19 protein-coding genes are annotated in these 17,717 nt (G+C 71.7%); 9 read left to right on the forward strand and 10 right to left on the reverse strand.

Features of this window, described 5'->3' with window-relative positions:
- Positions 1-275 precede the first annotated feature (275 nt).
- The 3 genes from OG978_RS31465 to zapE all read right to left on the reverse strand — a co-directional run bounded on the left by OG978_RS31465 (position 276) and on the right by zapE (position 3,406).
- On the reverse strand, positions 276-1,676 hold the full coding sequence (locus tag OG978_RS31465; RefSeq protein ID WP_326768436.1) for an alkaline phosphatase PhoX: 1,401 nt from the start codon (positions 1,674-1,676) through the stop codon (positions 276-278).
- A 126-nt stretch (positions 1,677-1,802) separates the two neighbouring features.
- Positions 1,803-2,228, reverse strand: a complete 426-nt coding sequence (locus tag OG978_RS31470) for an OsmC family peroxiredoxin (protein WP_326768437.1) — start codon at positions 2,226-2,228, stop codon at positions 1,803-1,805.
- Between the two features lie 86 nt (positions 2,229-2,314).
- Positions 2,315-3,406: a cell division protein ZapE gene (gene zapE, locus OG978_RS31475; RefSeq protein ID WP_326768438.1), complete on the reverse strand. Its 1,092-nt coding sequence runs from the start codon at positions 3,404-3,406 to the stop codon at positions 2,315-2,317.
- Between the two features lie 37 nt (positions 3,407-3,443).
- On the opposite strand from zapE, the gene OG978_RS31480 reads away from it, so the two are divergent.
- From OG978_RS31480 to msrB, 4 genes are all read left to right on the forward strand, one after another.
- The gene (locus tag OG978_RS31480) at positions 3,444-4,208 is read left to right on the forward strand and encodes a pyrimidine reductase family protein (protein WP_326768439.1); all 765 of its coding nucleotides are present in this window, start codon (positions 3,444-3,446) and stop codon (positions 4,206-4,208) included.
- Between the two features lie 149 nt (positions 4,209-4,357).
- A complete protein-coding gene (locus OG978_RS31485) occupies positions 4,358-4,810 on the forward strand; it encodes an indole-3-glycerol phosphate synthase (RefSeq protein ID WP_326768440.1) in 453 nt (150 codons plus the stop codon).
- Between the two features lie 58 nt (positions 4,811-4,868).
- The gene (gene murC / locus OG978_RS31490) at positions 4,869-6,263 is read left to right on the forward strand and encodes a UDP-N-acetylmuramate--L-alanine ligase (RefSeq protein WP_326768441.1); all 1,395 of its coding nucleotides are present in this window, start codon (positions 4,869-4,871) and stop codon (positions 6,261-6,263) included.
- 9 nt (positions 6,264-6,272) lie between these two features.
- Positions 6,273-6,680: a peptide-methionine (R)-S-oxide reductase MsrB gene (gene msrB, locus OG978_RS31495; protein WP_326768442.1), complete on the forward strand. Its 408-nt coding sequence runs from the start codon at positions 6,273-6,275 to the stop codon at positions 6,678-6,680.
- 63 nt (positions 6,681-6,743) lie between these two features.
- Here msrB and OG978_RS31500 read toward each other — a convergent pair whose 3' ends face one another.
- The 3 genes from OG978_RS31500 to OG978_RS31510 are packed head-to-tail and all read right to left on the reverse strand — an operon-like array spanning position 6,744 to position 8,883.
- The gene (locus OG978_RS31500; protein ID WP_326768443.1) at positions 6,744-7,541 is read right to left on the reverse strand and encodes an ABC transporter permease; all 798 of its coding nucleotides are present in this window, start codon (positions 7,539-7,541) and stop codon (positions 6,744-6,746) included.
- Positions 7,541-8,515, reverse strand: a complete 975-nt coding sequence (locus OG978_RS31505) for an ABC transporter ATP-binding protein (protein ID WP_326768444.1) — start codon at positions 8,513-8,515, stop codon at positions 7,541-7,543. The genes OG978_RS31500 and OG978_RS31505 overlap by 1 nt, the downstream gene beginning before the upstream one ends.
- The gene (locus tag OG978_RS31510) at positions 8,512-8,883 is read right to left on the reverse strand and encodes a hypothetical protein (RefSeq protein ID WP_326768446.1); all 372 of its coding nucleotides are present in this window, start codon (positions 8,881-8,883) and stop codon (positions 8,512-8,514) included. Before OG978_RS31510 ends, OG978_RS31505 begins: the two co-directional genes overlap by 4 nt.
- Positions 8,884-9,049: 166 nt before the next feature.
- Between OG978_RS31510 and OG978_RS31515 the strand changes: the two genes are divergently transcribed.
- Both OG978_RS31515 and OG978_RS31520 read left to right on the forward strand, forming a co-directional pair.
- The gene (locus OG978_RS31515) at positions 9,050-9,451 is read left to right on the forward strand and encodes a GntR family transcriptional regulator (protein ID WP_326768447.1); all 402 of its coding nucleotides are present in this window, start codon (positions 9,050-9,052) and stop codon (positions 9,449-9,451) included.
- A 101-nt stretch (positions 9,452-9,552) separates the two neighbouring features.
- Entirely contained in the window at positions 9,553-10,686 is a 1,134-nt protein-coding gene (locus OG978_RS31520; protein WP_326768448.1) for a DUF1648 domain-containing protein, read from the forward strand.
- A gap of 33 nt (positions 10,687-10,719) precedes the next feature.
- On the opposite strand, the gene OG978_RS31525 is transcribed toward OG978_RS31520, so the two are convergent.
- The 4 genes from OG978_RS31525 to OG978_RS31540 form a co-directional block, all read right to left on the reverse strand.
- On the reverse strand, positions 10,720-11,184 hold the full coding sequence (locus OG978_RS31525) for a hypothetical protein (RefSeq protein WP_326768449.1): 465 nt from the start codon (positions 11,182-11,184) through the stop codon (positions 10,720-10,722).
- Positions 11,185-11,373: 189 nt separating this feature from the next.
- Positions 11,374-13,848, reverse strand: a complete 2,475-nt coding sequence (locus tag OG978_RS31530; protein ID WP_326768450.1) for a GTPase-associated protein 1-related protein — start codon at positions 13,846-13,848, stop codon at positions 11,374-11,376.
- Between the two features lie 198 nt (positions 13,849-14,046).
- Complete coding sequence (locus tag OG978_RS31535) at positions 14,047-14,304, reverse strand: DUF397 domain-containing protein (protein WP_326768451.1); 258 nt, start codon at positions 14,302-14,304, stop codon at positions 14,047-14,049.
- Complete coding sequence (locus OG978_RS31540) at positions 14,301-15,155, reverse strand: helix-turn-helix domain-containing protein (RefSeq protein ID WP_326768452.1); 855 nt, start codon at positions 15,153-15,155, stop codon at positions 14,301-14,303. Before OG978_RS31540 ends, OG978_RS31535 begins: the two co-directional genes overlap by 4 nt.
- A 165-nt stretch (positions 15,156-15,320) precedes the next feature.
- Here OG978_RS31540 and OG978_RS31545 point away from each other — a divergent pair, with 165 nt between their 5' ends.
- The 3 genes from OG978_RS31545 to OG978_RS31555 all read left to right on the forward strand — a co-directional run bounded on the left by OG978_RS31545 (position 15,321) and on the right by OG978_RS31555 (position 17,675).
- A complete protein-coding gene (locus OG978_RS31545; protein WP_326768453.1) occupies positions 15,321-15,785 on the forward strand; it encodes an ATP-binding protein in 465 nt (154 codons plus the stop codon).
- Positions 15,786-16,017: 232 nt separating this feature from the next.
- On the forward strand, positions 16,018-16,902 hold the full coding sequence (locus tag OG978_RS31550; protein ID WP_326768454.1) for a peptidase S1: 885 nt from the start codon (positions 16,018-16,020) through the stop codon (positions 16,900-16,902).
- Between the two features lie 149 nt (positions 16,903-17,051).
- Complete coding sequence (locus OG978_RS31555) at positions 17,052-17,675, forward strand: GNAT family N-acetyltransferase (RefSeq protein WP_326768455.1); 624 nt, start codon at positions 17,052-17,054, stop codon at positions 17,673-17,675.
- Positions 17,676-17,717 lie beyond the last annotated feature (42 nt).

Genomic DNA, 17,717 nt, shown 5'->3' on the forward strand with positions numbered 1-17,717 from the left:
ATGCCGCACACCGCCGACGGTGAGGTGTCCTTCCCTCTCGGCCGGTGCGGCAGGTCCCGCGGAGGCGCGCGGAACCAGGCGGGAGCCTATCTCCGCGAACGGCGTCCCGCCGCAGCTTCTTCGATCAACCACCGTCGGCCCGTGGTCCGTTCGTCCGGTCGGTCCGCCGACTGTTCTGCTGGGCCGAACACGGACCCCGGTCCGGGCAGCGCGAAGGGGGCGGACACCGGCTGCCCGCCCCCTCCGGCACCTCAATGGATCAGCACGTCAGCGCGTCAGCGCCACGGCCCCGTCACCGCGAACGTCGTCCCCGGCGCATAGCAGTTCACGTACATCGTTCCGCCGTCCGGAGCGAACGTGACCCCGGCGAACTCCCCCCACTCGGGCTCATCCGGCGTCCCGATGTTCTGCCGGCCCCGCGCCATCGCGTACACCTCGCCGCGCCGCGTCACGCCGAACACATGCTGCGCGCCGCCGCCGTCCTCGCACACCATCAGCCCGCCGTCGGCGGCGAGACAGATGTTGTCCGGGGACTCGCCCGGCAGCTGCACGTCCGTGCCGGGGCCGAAGACGATCACGAGCGTGAGACGGCGCCGCTTCGGCTCGTACCGCCACACCTGGCCGTAGTGGTCGGCGGCCGACCCCTCCGCGCTGTGCGCGAAACTGGAGACGAAGTAGACCGAGGACCCGCCCCAGTAGCAGCCCTCCAGCTTCTGCGCGTGCGTGATGCCCTTGGGGCCGAAGTCCTGGAACCGGATCGGTGTCTCGGCCGCCAGCGGATCCGGTACGGGGACCCACTCGATGCCTTCGAAACTCGCCCCGGTCTCCTGGACCACCGAGAGGTCGGGGACGCCCGGCACCCGCATGGCCTCCAGATGGCCGCCGGCCCGTAGTGAACCCGTACCGCCGAGCGGTTTGTTCGGCAGGAAGCGGTAGAAGAGCCCGAACGGTTTGTCGAACGCGTCCTCCGTCTCGTAGACGATTCCGTTCTTCGGGTCGATCGCGATGGCCTCGTGCTGGAAGCGGCCCATCGCGGTGAGCGGCACGGCCCCGGTGAGGTGCGGATCGGCACCGTCCACCTCGAAGATGAAGCCGTGGTCCTTGGTGTAGCCGTTGGTACCGGCTCTGTCCTCGGTCTCCTCGCAGGTCAGCCACGTGTTCCAAGGGGTACGGCCGCCCGCGCAGTTCACCGCCGTACCGGCGATGGCCACGCGTTCGCCGAGGACGTTGTTGCGGCCGTCCAGCTCCAGGGCCGTACAGCCGCCCTTGCCCATCGGGTCGTAGGTGAGGCCCTCGACGACCGGGACCGGGCGTTTCGCGGTGGCGCGGTTCTCGTGGTTGCGGACCAGGCGGACGTGTCCGTGACGGCCCGCGAAGGCGGCCATGCCGTCGTGGTTGCTGGGGACCTGGCCCTCGCCGGAGCGGAGCTGGTCGCCCTCCCGGGACAGGACCCGGTAGCGGAAGCCCTTCGGGAGGTCGAGCAGACCGTCGGGGTCGGGCACCAGCGGGCCGTACCCGCTGTGGCCGCGGGCGGCCGCGGTACCCGCGAAGAGTTCGGAGAACGCCCCGGTGAAGGCGATGGAAGCGACGGCCGCGCCGCTGCCGGCCAGGACCTGACGACGGGTGGCGGTCGGCCGTGACGTTTCTTCGGTCAGGCGTGACGTTTCTGATGACATGAGGCAACTCCCTGCTGGCGGACAGGAGAAGTGACCCGCATGTGTGTAGCACGCGTATCGCCGCGCGGGAACCATGCGGGTCACTGAGACCCTGGGTGTGTCCCGGGCCGGGAGTGGCCGGTGTGGTCAGACCAGCGAGGCGGTGAGCGTGATCGTCGTGCCGGTCAGCGCCTGGCTGACCGGGCAGTTCGCCTTGGCGCCCTCGGCGGCCTTGATGAAGTCCGCCTCGCCGATACCGGGCACCTCGCCCTGGACGGTGAGGTGGATACCGGTGATGCCGGTGCCGGGCTGGAGGGTGACGTCGGCCGTGGTGGTCAGCTGGGTCGACGGGGTGCCGGCCGCGGCCAGACCGTGGGCCAGCGCCATCGAGAAGCAGCTGGAGTGGGCCGCCGCGATGAGCTCCTCGGGGCTGGTCTTTCCGTTCGGCTTCTCCGCGCGGGAAGGCCAGGAGACGTCGAATTCGCCGACGCCGGAGGAGTCGAGGGTGACGACCCCCTTGCCCTCGAGCAGGTTGCCGTCCCAGACCGTGTGAGCCTGACGTGTGGTTGCCATGCCAAATCCCTTCAAACGGTGTGCGCGGTTGATACGGGAGCCCCTCGGCGCCCAAGGGCCCCGAGGGGGGGGGGTACGTCCCGAACCTACTGCGCCACCAGCCCCTTCGCGTCGCGCGCCAGCGCCGTCAGCCGGGAGATCGCCCGGAAGTACTTCTTCCGGTATCCGCCGTTCAGCATCTCTTCGCTGAACAGCCGGTCGAACGGCAACCCGGAGGCGAGCACCGGGACCTCCCGGTCGTACAGCCGGTCCGCGAGGACGACGAGCCGCAGCGCGGTCGACTGGTCGGGGACCGGCTGGACCTCGGTGAGGCAGACCGCCCGCAGGCCGTCCGTCAGCGCGCCGTAGCGGCTCGGATGGACCCGGGCGAGATGGTCGAGCAGCGAGGGGAAGTCGTCCAGGCTGGCACCCTCGGTGGCGTACGCCGCTCTGGTGACCTGCTCGTCGGAGTACGGTGCGGGGGCCTCGGGCAGCCCGCGGTGGCGGTAGTCCTCGCCGTCGATCCGCAGCGGGCGGAAGTGCGCGGACAGCCCCTGGATCTCCCGCAGGAAGTCCGCCGCGGCGAACCGGCCCTCGCCGAGCTTGCCCGGCAGCGTGTTGGAGGTGGCGGCGAGCGCGACCCCCGCCTCGACCAGTCTGCTCAGCAGCGACGACACCAGCACGGTGTCGCCCGGGTCGTCCAGCTCGAACTCGTCGATGCACAGCAGCCGGTGCCCGCTCAGCGTCTGCACGGTCTGCTGGAAGCCCAGCGCGCCGACCAGATTCGTCAGCTCCACGAAGGTGCCGAACGCCTTCAGCGAGGGGGCGGCGGGGGTGGCGTGCCAGAGGGAGGCCAGCAGGTGGGTCTTGCCGACGCCGTAGCCGCCGTCGAGGTAGACCCCGAGCGGCGCCGTGGGGGCGGCGGGCTTCTTGCTGAACCACTTGCGCTTGCCCGAGCCGCTGGCGTGCGCGCCACCGAGCCCGGCCGCGAAGTCGCTCAGGACCTTGACCGCCTCCGTCTGGCTCGGCTGGTTCGGGTCCGGGACATATGTATCGAAGCGTACGGAGTCGAAGCGCGGCGGCGGCACCATCTCGGCGACCAGCCGGTCGGCGGGAACGCGGGGCTCGAGTGCGCAGAGGGACAGGGGGGCCGTTTCGGCTATGGGGCTCTGCCCCGGCAGGGCTGTGGAGGACGACACAACTCTCAACCTTAAGCGCCGTGCCAGACTGCAGAACATGCGACGCCTCTTCCCTGTGACCGACCTGACACCGGCCGACGACGAGGAGGAGTGGAGTCTGGACGCCCTGGCCGACGCCTACGCCTACCCCGAGCAGGACGGCCCCTGGCTGCGCGCCAACATGGTTTCGACGCTCGACGGGGCCGCCCAGCACGACGGCCGTTCGCAGCCGATCTCCTGCGCGAGCGACATGCGGATCTTCGGCACCCTGCGCGGTCTGGCCGATGTGGTGCTGGCCGGGGCGGAGACGGTACGCCTGGAGGGCTACCGCCCCGCCAGGGCCCGCGAGGCCTTCGCCGCCCGCCGGGCCGCCGCCGGGCAGGGGCCCGCCCCCGCCATCGCCGTGGTGAGCGGCAGTCTGGACCTCGACTTCTCGTTGCCGCTCTTCACCGAGCCGCTCGTCCCGACCCTCGTGCTGACCGGTGCCGGAGCCCCTCCGGGCCGGATCGAGGAGGCGCGCCGGGCGGGCGCCGAGGTGGTGATCGCGGGGGAGGGCTCCCGGGTGGACCCCGCCCGGGCCGTACGGGAGCTGGCGGACCGCGGGCTCAAGCGGCTGCTGACCGAGGGCGGCCCGAGGATGCTGGGGCAGTTCGTGGCCGCCGGGGTGCTGGACGAGCTCTGTCTGACCCTCTCGCCGATGCTGACCGCCGGGGACGCGCAGCGGATCGCGGGCGGTCCCTCGGTGGCCGTGCCGGAACGATTCGCCCTGGCATCGATGCTGGAAGAGGCCGGGTTCCTCTTCACTCGGTACCGTCGGATCTGACAATCAGCGGAATTTGTCGTTCCGGTTAGCTTCCGGTGGGCACAATTACTCTCGCAGACCCCGTGTGAGCACGGGGAAGGATGGTTTCAGCAGTGATCGGCGACGGTCACTGAAGCAGAAGGGCGCCCGTGGTGTTCACCAGCGTTTTGATGATCGAGAAGCCCCTCACCTCCGAGGACGTCGAGTTCGTCACCACCCTGCACGGAGAGGAGCAGATCTCCTTCGTCGTGCTCATGCAGCCGCGCGGTGACCAGGCCGATGTGCTGCTGCGGGCCATCGACGACCTGGCGATGGGCGAACTGAAGGAAGCCGCCCGGGAGAGTGAGGAACCGGAGGGCAAGAACGCCAGGCAGCCCGCCGAACTGGCGCTCGAAGTTTCACTGGAGGCCCTGCGGCAGGCAGGCTCCGAAGCGGTCGGGCAGGTGATCGAGGACCACCCCCTGGACAAGCTGAAGTCCGTGGTCGACGACGCGGAGGCGGACGAGGTCATCGTGCTGACCGCGCCGCACTACGTCGAGGAGTTCTTCCACCGGGACTGGGCTTCCAGGGCCCGCCACAAGGTCGGCGTACCGGTGCTCAAGCTCTTCGCCCACAGCGAATAGGCTGGGCGGGCACCTCGTACCGACCCGGTACTCGCATCGACCTGTGGGAGACACACGCATGGCACCCGGTATTCCTGCCGCCATGGAACGGCCGCACTTCATCGGCATCGGCGGCGCCGGAATGTCGGGCATCGCGAAGATCCTCGCCCAGCGCGGCGCCAAGGTCGCGGGCAGCGACGCCAAGGAGTCGGGTACCGCCGAGGCACTGCGGGCGCTGGGGGCGACCGTCCACATCGGGCACGCCGCCGGGCATCTGGCGGACGACGCCTCGTGCGTGGTCGTCTCCAGCGCCATTCGCGCCGACAACCCGGAGCTGCTGCGCGCCGCCGAGCTGTCGGTCCCCGTCGTGCACCGCTCCGACGCGCTCGCCTCGCTCATGGGCGGCCTGCGCGCCATCGCGGTGGCCGGTACGCACGGCAAGACGACCACCACGTCGATGCTGGCCGTCGCCCTGACCGAGCTGAACCTCGATCCCTCGTACGCCATCGGCGGCGACCTCGCCGGCCCCGGCACCAACGCCGCGCACGGCGAGGGCGCGATCTTCGTCGCCGAGGCGGACGAGAGCGACCGCAGCTTCCAGAAGTACGACCCCGAGGTCGCGATCGTCCTCAACGTCGAGCTGGACCACCACGCGAACTACGCCTCGATGGACGAGATCTACGAGTCGTTCGAGGCGTTCGCCGGCAAGATCGTCCAGGGCGGCACCCTGGTGATCGCCGCCGACCAGGCCGGTGCCGTCGAGCTGACGGAGCGGGTCCGGGCCCTGTCCTCGCTGAACGTCGTCACCTACGGCGAGTCCGAGACCGCCGACGTACGCGTCCACAAGATCACCCCGCGCGGGCTGACCAGCGAGGTCACGGTCGTCCTGAACGGGAAGTACCTCACGTTCACGGTCTCCGTGCCCGGCCGCCACTACGCCCTCAACGCCGTCGCGGCCCTCGCCGCCGGTGTCGCCCTCGGTGTCCCGGCCCACAACCTGGCCTCGGCCCTCGGCAAGTACACCGGGGTCAAGCGCCGTCTCCAGCTCAAGGGCGAGGCGGCGGGCGTGCAGGTCATCGACTCGTACGCACACCACCCCACCGAGATGACCGCGGACCTCGAAGCGATGCGCGGCGCCGTGTCCGAGGCCCGCCTCCTGGTCGTGTTCCAGCCCCACCTCTTCTCCCGCACCCAGGAGCTCGGCACCGAGATGGGCCAGGCCCTCGCGCTGGCCGACGCCTCCGTGGTGCTGGACATCTACCCGGCCCGCGAGGACCCGATCCCCGGCATCACCAGCGACCTGATCATCGACGCCGCGAGGACCGCGGGAGCCGACGTCACCGCCGTCCACGACAAGGCCGCGGTCCCCGAGACCATCGCGGGAATGACGAAGCCCGGCGACCTCGTTCTCACCATGGGGGCGGGCGACGTCACGGACCTCGGCCCGCAGATCCTGGACCACCTGTCGAGCTGAGGGAGCGACGTGTCGTACGACATCGAGAAGCCGGACGAGCAGTGGCGGGCGGAGCTGACGCCGGCCGAGTACGCGGTCCTGCGCCAGGCCGGCACCGAACCCGCCTTCGTCGGTGAGTACACCGACACCAAGACCACGGGCGTCTACTCCTGCCGCGCCTGCGGCGCCGACCTGTTCCGCTCGGACACCAAGTTCGAGTCGCACTGCGGCTGGCCGTCCTTCTACGACCCGAAGGACACGGACGCGGTCGAACTGATCCAGGACCGCAGCCACGGCATGGTCCGCACCGAGGTCCGCTGCGCACGCTGCGGATCGCACCTCGGCCATGTCTTCGAGGGCGAGGGCTACCCGACCCCGACGGACCAGCGGTACTGCATCAACTCGATCTCGCTGCGGCTGGCCCCGGACGAGAGCTGAGGGACGAGAACCGAGACGGGTGCCCCGGAACGCGTTCCGGGGCACCCGTTCCGTCGTGCGGACTCAGTGCACGTCCCTGCGCATCGGCACCAGGACCGCGACGAACGCCGCGACCAGGGCGTAGCCGACGAGCAGCAGCCCGCCGCCGACGGGGGAGAGCAACGGCACCGGGCCGGTCGCCAGCTCCGCGGCCATCGTGTCCGCCACGTAGCTGAAGCCGGTCAGGGACGCCGTGGCGCCACCGGGCAGCAGCGGGTAGAGGAGCTTGACGCCCGGGATCATCATCAGCAGGTACTCGCCCGCGTACAGATATCCGACGACGACGGCCAGCGCCGCGACCTGATGGCGGATCAGCGCCCCGGCGGCCACGCCCAGCAGGGTGTACACCGCCATCGCCACCGCCGGCCGGACGAGCAGCCCCAGCACCTCGCCGGTGGCCATGCCCGGGGTCACCCCGCGCACCGCCACACCCCCGAAGAAGGCGGCCGCCGCCGTGCCGGTGAGCACCAGCCCGTACAGCAGGCCGGCGACTCCGTACACGACGAGCTTGGCGGTGAGCACCTGCCGGCGCCGCGGGGCGTGGAGAAAGGTGTACGTGGCGGTGCGGTGCCGGTATTCCCCCGTCATCGCCAGGGTGCCGAGCGCGGCCGGCAGGAACACCGTGAAGCTCAGCATGCCGAGGACCGAGCGGACACCGTCCTCGGTGTCCAGGCCGGGCGCGGGCGGATCGAAGTTCTCCGGGCCGACCAGCGTCATCACCCCCACCATGCCGCCGCCCAGGACCACGGCCGCGAGGAGCGCCCACAGCCAGAGGCGGGTGGCGGCCAGCCGCCGGAACTCCGCCTTGATCAGTGCGTTCATCACCGGTCCGCCTTCTCGTTCGCCCGTACCGGCGGCCCGTCGCCACCGGCCGGTCCGTCGTCCCCCGCCAGCCGGAGGAAGAGCTGCTCCAGGCCGGCCCCGGCGGTCAGCCCGTGGATGCGCAGCCGTTCGGCGGCGGCCAGATCGGCGACGGCGGAGTCCGCCATCCCGTACACGCACAGCGTTCCGTCCGGCATGAGGTCCACCCGGTCGGCCGCCCCGCCCCGCGCGGTGCCGCGCAGCAGTGCGGCGCGCAGGGCCGCCGCGTCCGGGGAGCGGACCAGCACCGTGCCGGGCGACGACCGCTCGATCTCCGCCAGTGGTCCCGCCGCCACCAGCCGGCCCGCGCGGATCACGACGACGTCCTCGACGACCTGCTGCACCTCGCTCAGCACATGGCTGGAGACCAGCACGGTGCGCCCCTCGGCCGCCAGTTCGCGCAGCAGGCCGCGCAGCCAGGCGATGCCCTCCGGGTCGAGTCCGTTGCTCGGCTCGTCCAGCAGCAGTACCCGCGGGTCGCCCAGTAGGGCGGTGGCCAGACCGAGCCGTTGCCGCATGCCCGTGGAGAAGGTGCGGGTCCGGCGGTCCGCCGCCTGGGCGAGCCCCAACCGGGTCAGCAACTCGTCGACACGGCCGGCCGGGTGGCCGCCCATGGTGCGGTAGATGTGCAGATGGTCACGCGCCGTGTGGCCGGGGTGGACCGCGGAGGCGTCGAGCACGGCGCCCACGGTGGCGGAGGGCCTGGACAGCTCCGCGTACCTCTTGCCGCCGATGGTGGCGGTGCCCGCGGTGGGAGTCACCAGACCGAGGATCATCCGCATCGTCGTGGTCTTGCCCGCGCCGTTGGGGCCGAGGAAGCCCGTCACGACGCCCGGCCGCACGGTGAAGCTCAGGTCATCGACGGCCCGGACCGCTCCGTATCGCTTGGTCAGCCCGCTGACCTCTATGTGCGGGCCCTGCGGCCGTCCGCTCATCGGTTGCTCGCCACCCGCTGCTCGATCAGCCGTGCGGCCCGTTGCGCCTCGTCGAGCGAGAGGACCAGCTCGTCGAAGTCGCCACCGGCGGCGGCGCGGTCCAGCTCCACGCGCAGTCCCGGCCTGCCCCGGTAGGCGGCCACGAGCTGACGAGGGCCGACGACCAGTCCCCATACGCCGATCTTGGCGATCCCGGCGGCGTGCAGCCCCTTGCGGGCGCCGTGGGCGGCGCGCAGGGGGTTGTCGACGAGGGTCACCCGGCGGACCGCGGCGAGCGGGACGGTCAGGGAGCCGCGCCGGGTCCAGGTGCGCTCGCGACCACTGAACTCGATGGTGAGGCCGGTGTCGGAGATGTTCATCAGTGCCATGGGGATTCCCCCTCCTTCGGGGGCCCGGGTGGGGCCCCTGGGCAGTTGCGCGCTGTCGCCGCGCTTGCCGCGTTTGCCGTGCTTGCTGCGTCGCCGCGTGTGTCGCGTATGCCGCATTGCCGTGAGCGTCTGTTCTAGTAGATGTATAGCAGATAGACTTCGGGGCGTGTATCTAGTGCTCGACCTCGACAGCGAGGTGCCGATCTATCAGCAGATCCGGGACCGGGTGGTGGAAGCCATCGCGGAAGGGGCGTTGGCGCCCGGTGCCGGACTTCCGTCCACCAGGCAGATGGCCGTCGACCTGGCGATCAACTTCCACACCGTCAACAAGGCCTATGACCTGCTACGACGCGAAGGGATCATCCGCATCAACCGCAAGAGCGGTGCGGCGGTCCGGTCGGACGTCAAGCAGCCGTCGGACGAACTGCGGGCCGGCGTCGACTGGGAGGCGCGCATGCGCACCCTCCTTGCCGAGCTGGACGTGCGCGGGATCGCGAAGGAGGAGGTGATGAGCCATGTCGCGGCGGTTCTGGACGGCTTCCCCGGGAGGCAGGACGAGACGCCCTGACCCTCGGGGCCGCCGCGAGGAACGACTCGCGGGACACGGACCCGAAAGGTCGTGCCGGGTGCCGGTGCGACGTCCCGCCCCGCCGGGATCAGTGAAGTGACATGAACGGACAGGTGAACACCTTGCTGGTCTACGCAGCTCTCAACTTCGGCATACTCACGGTGCTGAGCGCCGTCCTGTACGCCGCCCCCAGCCCGCGCCTCAACCCCGCCGCCGTCCCCTTCGGCGTCCGCGTGCCGCCGGACAAGGCGCGTGCCGCCGCCGTCGAGGAACAGCGCCACCGCTACCGCGGCGCGGTCCTCGTCGCCGCGGCCGTCGTCACCGTGCTCGCCTCGGCGCTCGGCGCCGCCCTCGGCACCCTCACCGCCGGGGCCGCCGGCTCCCTGCTGCTCTGCGCCCTCGCCGCCGCGCTGTGGGTACGGGCCCACCGCTCCATCGCCCGCGCGAAGGCGGACGGCGGCTGGTACGGACAGGCCCGGCAGGGCGCCGTCATGGACACCTCGCTGCGCACCGACCCGGTCCGCTTCCCCTGGATCTGGACGGTCCCCGCACTCGTCGTGATCGCCGTCAGCACCGCCGCGGGCGTGATCGTCTACCCCGGGCTGCCCGACCGCATCGCAATGCCCGAACGCTCGCTCGGCGGCACCGTCTACCGTACGTACCCGACCAGTGTGTGGACCGCCTTCGGCCTCGTCCTGTGCCAGGTGCTCCTCACCCTCGCAGTGGCCGCCGTGGTCGCCGGACTGCTCCGCGCACGCGCAGACCTCGATGTGGCACGCCCCGTGGCCGGCGCCGCACGGTACCGCCGCTACCTCACCGTCACGGCCCGCTCCATGATGGGCATCACCGTCCTGCTGAACCTCATGCTGCTCGGGCTGTCCGCGCTGATGTGGAGCGACATCCGCTCCATGCCCGCGACCCTGGCCGTCACCGGCGTGCCGCTCGTCGCGGTCCTCGCCGTGGCCGCCTGCCTCGCCCTGCGCGTCGGGCCGGCCGGCAGCCGGCTGCGAGCGCCCGCCGACGAGGAGGACACCGGACTGGTCCCGCGCGACGACGACCGCTTCTGGCGCGGTGCCGGCACGATCTACGTCAATGCCGACGACCCGGCGGTCCTGGTGCCCAAGCGGGTCGGCATCGGCTGGACGGTCAACCTCGGCAACCCGCGAGTCCTCGTCGCCACGGCCTCGCTCCTCGCCGTCGCGGTGGGAGCGGCCGTCGTGCAGGCCGTGTGGTGACTCCGTGCTCCGCGCCGGGGGCGACGGAGATCGTCAGCCCTCGTCCTCGGCGCTGTCCGGCTTCAGCAGCGGATGGGCGACGCCCGGGAACACCCGGGCCCGCACGGCCGACTCGGCGGATCCGCCGGTGACCACCGTCTCGGCGACACCCCACGGCCGCCCCGCCAGCACCACGGTCAGGTTGTACGAGGACGCGCAGCCCATGCAGTCGTAGCGGTCGGCCCAGGTCTCCACGTCCGTGACACTGCCGGGGTAGCGCGCCACGTGCCGGTGGAGCGCGTGGCAGCGCTCGCACCGCTCGCCGGGCTCGCACGTGCCGCCGCAGGGACACGGGACGTCGAGCGTGTCGGCGGGACGCCAGCGCTGGGTGAGGACGGCCTCACGCGTGGCGCCCATGTCCTTCATGGCCTTCAGATTGCGGGCGGCGACGTTGTACGACTCGCCGGTCGCGGCCATCCGGTCCCGGATGACGTCCTTGCGTCCGCGGTTCGTCGTCATCTGTTCCTCCTGGGGGTGTGACGCAGCCCGCCGGGAGCGCACGAGATCGATATGTCACACGGTACCGGTCACCCCGGGCGGGTCACGACTTCCGTGGCCCGCCCGCGACAGCCGAGGGGTTCGCCCACGACGGCCGAGGGGTTCGCCCCACGATCGCCGAGGGTGTTGCCACAGCAGTCGGGGTTCAGCTCACGACCGCCGGACCCGTGCGGCCAGTCTGTTGCCGATCCGCCTGCGGAGGCCGCCCGGCCGGTTCCACGTCCGGAACGCCTCCGCCGTGCGGCTGCTGCCCGCCCGCTCGGCGGCCTCCTCCACCGCCGTCACCTCGCCGGCGGACAGGCCGCGCACCACCGGACGCAGCACCTCCTCCAGCAGCGCCGCCCGGGTCTCGCTCCAGGCATGGCCCGCGTGCGGGTGGGAGCTCCAGACGGTGAAGCAGTCGGCGACATAGGCCGGGTCGGAGCGCAGCCGGGTGAGCACCGCGTCCTGGCGGGCGGCCCTGCCGTAGGCCGCGAGGAGGTCCGGGTCGTCGCTGTGGACGAACGCGTACAGCTCCGCCTCCGGCCGGTCCGGGGCGAGCAGCCGCCCGGCCAGGGCGCCGAACGCCTGCTCGCGTACGCCCGGTTCCACCGGTTCGGCCCCGGCGCACAGCTTCCGGGCCCGTTCCGCCCAGCCGGGCTCCGCCGCCCCCGACCGGACGTCCCGCGCGAACTCCAGGAGGAGCAGCGCGCCGCGCGCCCGCGCGTCGATCTCCTGCGGGAAGCCGCGCAACAGGTCATGGGCGAGCTCGGGGGCCTCCGGGTCGTCGGCGGGGGCACCGAGTGCCGCCGCGACGAGCACGGACCACGTACCGGCCGTGCGGTGCGCGTCGGACGTGCTCCCGCCGAGCAGCAGCCGGGCCTCGCCCGACGTGGGGGCGCCGTCGCCCCAGACGAGACCCACTGCCGTACGCAGCACCAGCGGCTCGGTGAACGGTGACATTCCACCGGCCCGCAACACCGTGTTCAGCACCTTCACCCGGTCGTCGCCGCCGCTCGCCCTGGCGTCCGGCGCCGCCGCGCACATCCGCAGATGCGGCAGTGCCTGGGTCCCGGTGAACGGCAGCGCGACCTCCGTCAGCAGCCGCTCCGTCGCCGACGGGTCCTGCGGGGCGATCCGGTCCAGCTCGCCGAGCAGCGACGTACGGACGTCGAACTGCTCGTCCAGCAGGTCGAGCAGCACCGCGCCGCAGTCGGCGGCCCCTTCGTCCAGCAGGGACCGGGCCATCCGGCCCACGACGGCGGGGAGCAGTTCCGCACAGTCCACGTCGAGCAGCCGCGCGATCCGCAGCAACTGCACCGCACGTCCCACGCCTTGGCCGGGCACGGCGTCCGGGGCGACCGGCCCGCCGGTGGCCAGTTCGGCGCGCAGATCGTCGCCGACGGCCTCGACGAGCGCCGCGGCGACGCGTTCCCCGTCCGGCCCGGCGAAGACCGAGCGCCCCGGTGGAGCCACGGAGACATCGCCCCCGTAGACCGCCTCCGTCACCAGCAGGGCGCCGAGGGATCCCGTCACGGAGGCCGGGGCCCTTCCGTCGAGCGCCATCAACAGCCGGGCCACGGCGGCGAGTTCACGAGGCGTGCGATCGATGTCCGGGTCGGTCAGTGCGTCGGTGAGCCGGTGGGTGCGCTCCTCGTCCAGCGCGTACGGCCGCTCGGCGGCCCACTCGGCCGCCGCGGCCCGCTCGGCCGCCCCGAGCGGAACGCCCGCGCAGAGCGCCGTCACGGCGAGCGGACCGGCGACGAACGGCCCGCCGGGCAGTTCGGCCGCCGCCCGGAACAACTCAGGGGACCGGTTCCGCCAGATCCGGGCGCAGGTCTCGGCCCAGGCGTCGTCCACCGGCTCGCCGGGCCGAGCGCCCGCGCAGTCGCGCACCCGCAGCGCCTGCGCCCCGGAGCCGCCGTCCTGCGGGGCATCTTGCGGGGCATCTTGTGGGAGTACGCCGACGACCTGGTGCGGGGAGTGCGCCGGGCGGCGGGTGTACGTCGTGAACGTCAGCCGGTGCGCGTCGTCCGGCGGGAGCACGGCCGAGGCGAGGGCGATCCACCTGGCCACATCGGCACTGTGCCGCTCCACCAGCACCAGGCGCCCCGCCGACGGGTCCTCGCACACCCGGCGCAGGTCGGCGAAGACCGCCGCCAGCCAGGGGCTCCGGGAGACCGCGAAGTCGTTCAGCGCCTCCGGACCGAAGGCGGCGGAGGCGGGCAGCGTGGATATCCGGTCGGGGGTGCCGCCGTCCGGCGGGGTCGAGGCCCAGCTGGGCGACCGCCAGGCGGTGATCGGCAGGGCGTCGCCCGGCAGCCGCGTACCGGCCGTCAGATGTACCGCGTGCGCGTGGAACCCGAGAGTGCCGCGACCGGCGAACGCCACCGCACGGGACAGCAGGTGTCCGCCGTCCGGCAGAGCGCTGAAGCTGAACGCCTCGGGGAGGGAACGGAGTTGGTCGGGCGTCGGCCGGTGCGGGGCGTCGGCGGGCGGCTCATAGCGAAGGAGCTGTTCGGCCTCGGCCAGCACCTGCGTGGGCAGTCCTGCGCTGACCGCGGTGAAGTGCGCGCCGCTCCCGCCCCCGTCGTCGTCCGCAGAGGCAGCAGAGGCAGAGGTGTAGTGCAACTGCGCGAGACTCATGCGTCGGGCCCTCTTCGTCCTTGCCGCAGAACTCCCCGTGCCCCTCGGGGCGGACCGTACGACGCACGGCGACGACCCCGGCGGGAGGCGGAAACCGCGATCGCGGGAGCGACGCTATCAAGGCGCGTGCCTCCCCCGCGCGCCCCGCCGAACGGCCGTACCGCGTACCGGAATCGCTCCGGTACGCGACACGGTGTGTCAGACGCGCGCGGTGCCCACCGCGTACGTGACGAAGCCGGTCCAGGCGGTGGGGGAGAGGGCGAGCTGCGGGCCCTGCTCGACCTTGGAGTCCCGGACGTGGACAGTGGTGGGGCAGGTGGCGACCTCCACGCAGGAGTCGCCGGACCCGCTGCTGTAGCTGGACTTGTGCCAGGAGAGGGCGACTTCGACGCAGGAGTCGCCGTCGCCGCCGCTGTAGCTGCTCTTGAACCAGGCCAGGTCTGTTGTGGTGCTCATAGTGCTCCTCGCATCCGCTGCAACAGACCCACGGAGTCCTCGGGGGTGTGAGCCTGCGAACGCATCCTGGCATACCGCATCTGGAGCACACTGACCACAGCCGGGTCGGCTTGGAGCTGGCCGGACTTCTGCCCCTCGCTGTAGCCGAGCCACTTGTGATCCGGCGTCTCCAGCAACTGGATCGGGCCGTCCAGCCCGGCGTGGCTCTCGCGGACCTGCGGCATGATCTGAAGCTCGACATTGCGGAGCTCGGCGAGTCCGAGAACGCGGTCGATGGCCTCCCGGGTGACCTGCGTGCCGCCCGTGCGCCGCAGGAAGAGATGCTCTTCGAGGATGAAGCTGTAGTTGGTGTGGGTCCGCTCCCGCAGCAGTTGCTGGCGGTCCATCCGGGCCGCCAGCTGCCGCTCGATCTGCTCGTCATCGAGCATCGGGAGCTGGTTGAGGAACAGCGTCCGCGCGTACTCCTCCGACTGCAACAGCCCCGGGATCAACCGGCATTCGTACGTGTACAGGCTGATCGCCTCGGTCTCCAGCTTCGCCCACTGCTGGAACCAACTCGCGATGCCCGGCCGCCGGGACAGGTGCTTCGCCGCCGCCCTGATGGCCCCGAACGCGTCCAGCGCGACCTCGGAGCGCTCGACGAAGGGCAACGGCGGGAACCTGCGGCCCTGTTCGATCGAGGCGACGGTCGGTACCGAGTACTGCACCAGCGGCGCGAACTGCTCCTGGGTCAACAGCGCCCGTTTGCGAAAGACCTTGACGATCTCCCCGAACGTCCTCAGGCTCTCCGTGGGCTCGGGCTCCCCGCCCTGCCTCGCCGCTCCACTCGTCGTGCCTACGCCGTCCGTCATGTCCGGCCACCTCCGTACTCGCCGCGCTCCGTGCCTCTACCGGCAGACAACTCGCCCATCGTCACGGACCGTTACTCTTACTGTCCACCGTCCGTACCCGTACGCTGACTGAGCGTACGAGTTCTGCTGCTGGTCCAGTGGGGTTCCGGTCGCCACGGTGAAGGCATGGAAGCACTCGCCACCCCCCAACCACCGGTCACCGTACGTGTGTTCGTGCAGCGCTTCAGCTCCACACCGCGCGGCGCCAGGCTCGCCCGCCATCTCGCCCTGCACGTGCTGCACGACTGGGGCATTCCGTACCGCAGTGACGCTTCGGAGACGGCGGAGCTGATCGTCGCCGAGCTGGTCACCAACGCGGCGACGCACGGTCTGGTGCCGGGGCGGGATTTCGAGCTGCGGCTCAGTCACTCGCCGGGCATCGGGGGCGGACGGGGCGTACTGCGGATCGAGGTCAGCGACACCCTGGGCGAGCGGCGGCCCCCGGGACCGGGGGAGCTGGTGGCGCCGCCGCCCGGCTCGGACGGCGGTCGCGGGCTCGTCCTGGTCGACGCGCTGGCCGACCGATGGGCGGTGCTGGACCGGAAGCCCCCGGGCAAGACGGTCCGGGCCGAGCTGGACGTGTCGTACTGACGCCGCACGGGGTCCGATGCGCGAGTTCCGGATGAAAGGCCACAGCCTCCTCAACATGGCTGCCTGACGGCGCATTTCGGGGGCGTGGCGGGCGTGCCCGGTGCGCCCGGCTCACCTCAATGGCTGAGGTACCGGCCGCCCCGCCGGTCGTTGGTCGTCTTCGGATCGATCGATTCCCCGAGGGTGCCGCTCAACGGGCCCAGGGGGCCATCCGAGCAGAGGAGATACTCCATTGAAGCGCAAGACACTCGCCGCGGCGGTCGCCGCCCTGGCCCTGGCCGGTCTCGCCGGAACGACCCAGGCCGGCGCGGTTCCCGGCACGGTCTCCGGCGACGGCGGCAACCGCATCGGCACCCTGCGTGTCAACGGTGATGCGTATGTGAAGGAGGGCGGCCTCAGCGCGACCTGGGTCAAGGAGTCGGGGGACGTCAAGCAGATCGCCCTCTCGGGCGACCGCATCGGCGTCCTCACCGGTGACGGCGTCGCGTGGGTCAAGGAGGGTGGCCTCAGCGCCACGTGGGTCAAGGAGGCCACGGACGTCAAGCAGATCGCCCTGTCCGGCGACCGCATCGGTGTCCTCAAGGACAACGGCGACGCGTACGTGAAGGAGGGCGGCCTCAGCGCGACGTGGGTCAAGGAGTCCGGCAAGGTCAAGGAACTCGAACTGTCCGGCGACCGCATCGGTGTCGTCACCGGGGACGGTGTCGCCTGGGTGAAGGAGGGCGGCCTCAGCGCCTCCTGGATCAGGGAGTCCGACAACGTCATCGGCATCGACCTGGCTGGGAACCGCATCGGTGTCCTCGTCGGCAACGGTGTCGCCTGGGTGAAGGAGGGCGGCCTCAGCGCCTCCTGGGTGAGGGAGGCCGACGACGTCATCCAGCTCGAACTGTCGGGCAACCGCATCGGCATCCTGAAGGACAACGGTGAGGCACACGTGAAGGAGGGCGGCCTCAGCGCGACCTGGGTCCACGAGTACAACCAGGCAATCCAGATCGCCCTGTCCGGCGACCGCATCGGCGTGCTCAAGGGCGACGGCGACGCACGGGTCAAGGAGGGCGGCCTGAGTGCGACGTGGGTCCTGGAGGCCGACAACGTCACGGAGTTGGCGCTCTCCTGACCCACCGTCCCCGCATGACCCGTGCGATCCGCCGCGCCGCACACCGGTGCAGATTTCGGTGTGCGGCGCGGTGCCGCCCGGGGACGTGTGCACCGCCGGGCCGTGAAAATCACTGGTCAGGGGTTCGGCGCTTAGGTAGAAAGGGGGCCATGAGCACTCTCTCCGCCCCTGCCCCGGGCCCCGCCCCCGCCGACCGCAAGACCTTCATCCGCACCGAGTTCGATCTGGTGGACGCGGTGCTGCGCCCCTGGAGCCGGGCGGACGCCGATTCGGAGACCCTGCTGGATGCGTTGGTGGCCGCCGCGGCGGATCCGGCGATCGCCCTCTGGAATCCCATAGCGACGGCCGACCGGGACGCCGCCCGTGCCTGGGTGGAGGCGCGTGACGGCGGGTGGGAACGCGGTACGGTCGCTGCCTTCGCCGTACGGGACACCGCCGACGACGCGGTGCTCGGCGGCGTTTCCCTGCGCTGGGTCGACCGCGAGGACGGGCTGGCGATGGCCGCCTACTGGCTGCTGCCCGCCGCCCGCGGGCGAGGCCTCGTGACCAGGGCGGTCGCGGCGATCACGGACTGGGGCTTCGACACCGCCGACGCCCGCCGCATCGAGATCGCCCACGCCGTCGGCAACCCGGCGTCCTGCCGCGTCGCCGACCGCTGCGGCTACCTCCCCGAGGGCACCCTGCGCGACTCCCACCGCTTCGGCGACGGCGAGTACCACGACGAGCACCTGCATGCACGGTTGGCCAACGACCCGCGATCCGAAGGGGTTTGACGAAACAGCAGATCTTCCGGGAACCGGCCGCGCCCCTTCCGT

Source organism: Streptomyces sp. NBC_01591 (assembly GCF_035918155.1).
In the GTDB taxonomy this organism is placed as follows: domain Bacteria; phylum Actinomycetota; class Actinomycetes; order Streptomycetales; family Streptomycetaceae; genus Streptomyces.

What these genes read in the sequence shown, in the direction of transcription:
- OG978_RS31480 (WP_326768439.1), top strand. Translation starts at nt 3,444, where the DNA reads ATGCGACGCCTCTTCCCTGTGACCGACCTGACACCGGCCGACGACGAG.
- OG978_RS31520 (WP_326768448.1), top strand. Translation starts at nt 9,553, where the DNA reads ATGAACGGACAGGTGAACACCTTGCTGGTCTACGCAGCTCTCAACTTC.
- OG978_RS31505 (WP_326768444.1), bottom strand. Translation starts at nt 8,515, where the DNA reads ATGAGCGGACGGCCGCAGGGCCCGCACATAGAGGTCAGCGGGCTGACC.
- OG978_RS31510 (WP_326768446.1), bottom strand. Translation starts at nt 8,883, where the DNA reads ATGGCACTGATGAACATCTCCGACACCGGCCTCACCATCGAGTTCAGT.
- murC (WP_326768441.1), top strand. Translation starts at nt 4,869, where the DNA reads ATGGCACCCGGTATTCCTGCCGCCATGGAACGGCCGCACTTCATCGGC.
- OG978_RS31465 (WP_326768436.1), bottom strand. Translation starts at nt 1,676, where the DNA reads ATGTCATCAGAAACGTCACGCCTGACCGAAGAAACGTCACGGCCGACC.
- OG978_RS31530 (WP_326768450.1), bottom strand. Translation starts at nt 13,848, where the DNA reads ATGAGTCTCGCGCAGTTGCACTACACCTCTGCCTCTGCTGCCTCTGCG.
- OG978_RS31470 (WP_326768437.1), bottom strand. Translation starts at nt 2,228, where the DNA reads ATGGCAACCACACGTCAGGCTCACACGGTCTGGGACGGCAACCTGCTC.
- OG978_RS31535 (WP_326768451.1), bottom strand. Translation starts at nt 14,304, where the DNA reads ATGAGCACCACAACAGACCTGGCCTGGTTCAAGAGCAGCTACAGCGGC.
- OG978_RS31545 (WP_326768453.1), top strand. Translation starts at nt 15,321, where the DNA reads ATGGAAGCACTCGCCACCCCCCAACCACCGGTCACCGTACGTGTGTTC.
- OG978_RS31500 (WP_326768443.1), bottom strand. Translation starts at nt 7,541, where the DNA reads ATGAACGCACTGATCAAGGCGGAGTTCCGGCGGCTGGCCGCCACCCGC.
- OG978_RS31555 (WP_326768455.1), top strand. Translation starts at nt 17,052, where the DNA reads ATGAGCACTCTCTCCGCCCCTGCCCCGGGCCCCGCCCCCGCCGACCGC.
- OG978_RS31525 (WP_326768449.1), bottom strand. Translation starts at nt 11,184, where the DNA reads ATGACGACGAACCGCGGACGCAAGGACGTCATCCGGGACCGGATGGCC.
- OG978_RS31540 (WP_326768452.1), bottom strand. Translation starts at nt 15,155, where the DNA reads ATGACGGACGGCGTAGGCACGACGAGTGGAGCGGCGAGGCAGGGCGGG.
- OG978_RS31485 (WP_326768440.1), top strand. Translation starts at nt 4,358, where the DNA reads ATGATCGAGAAGCCCCTCACCTCCGAGGACGTCGAGTTCGTCACCACC.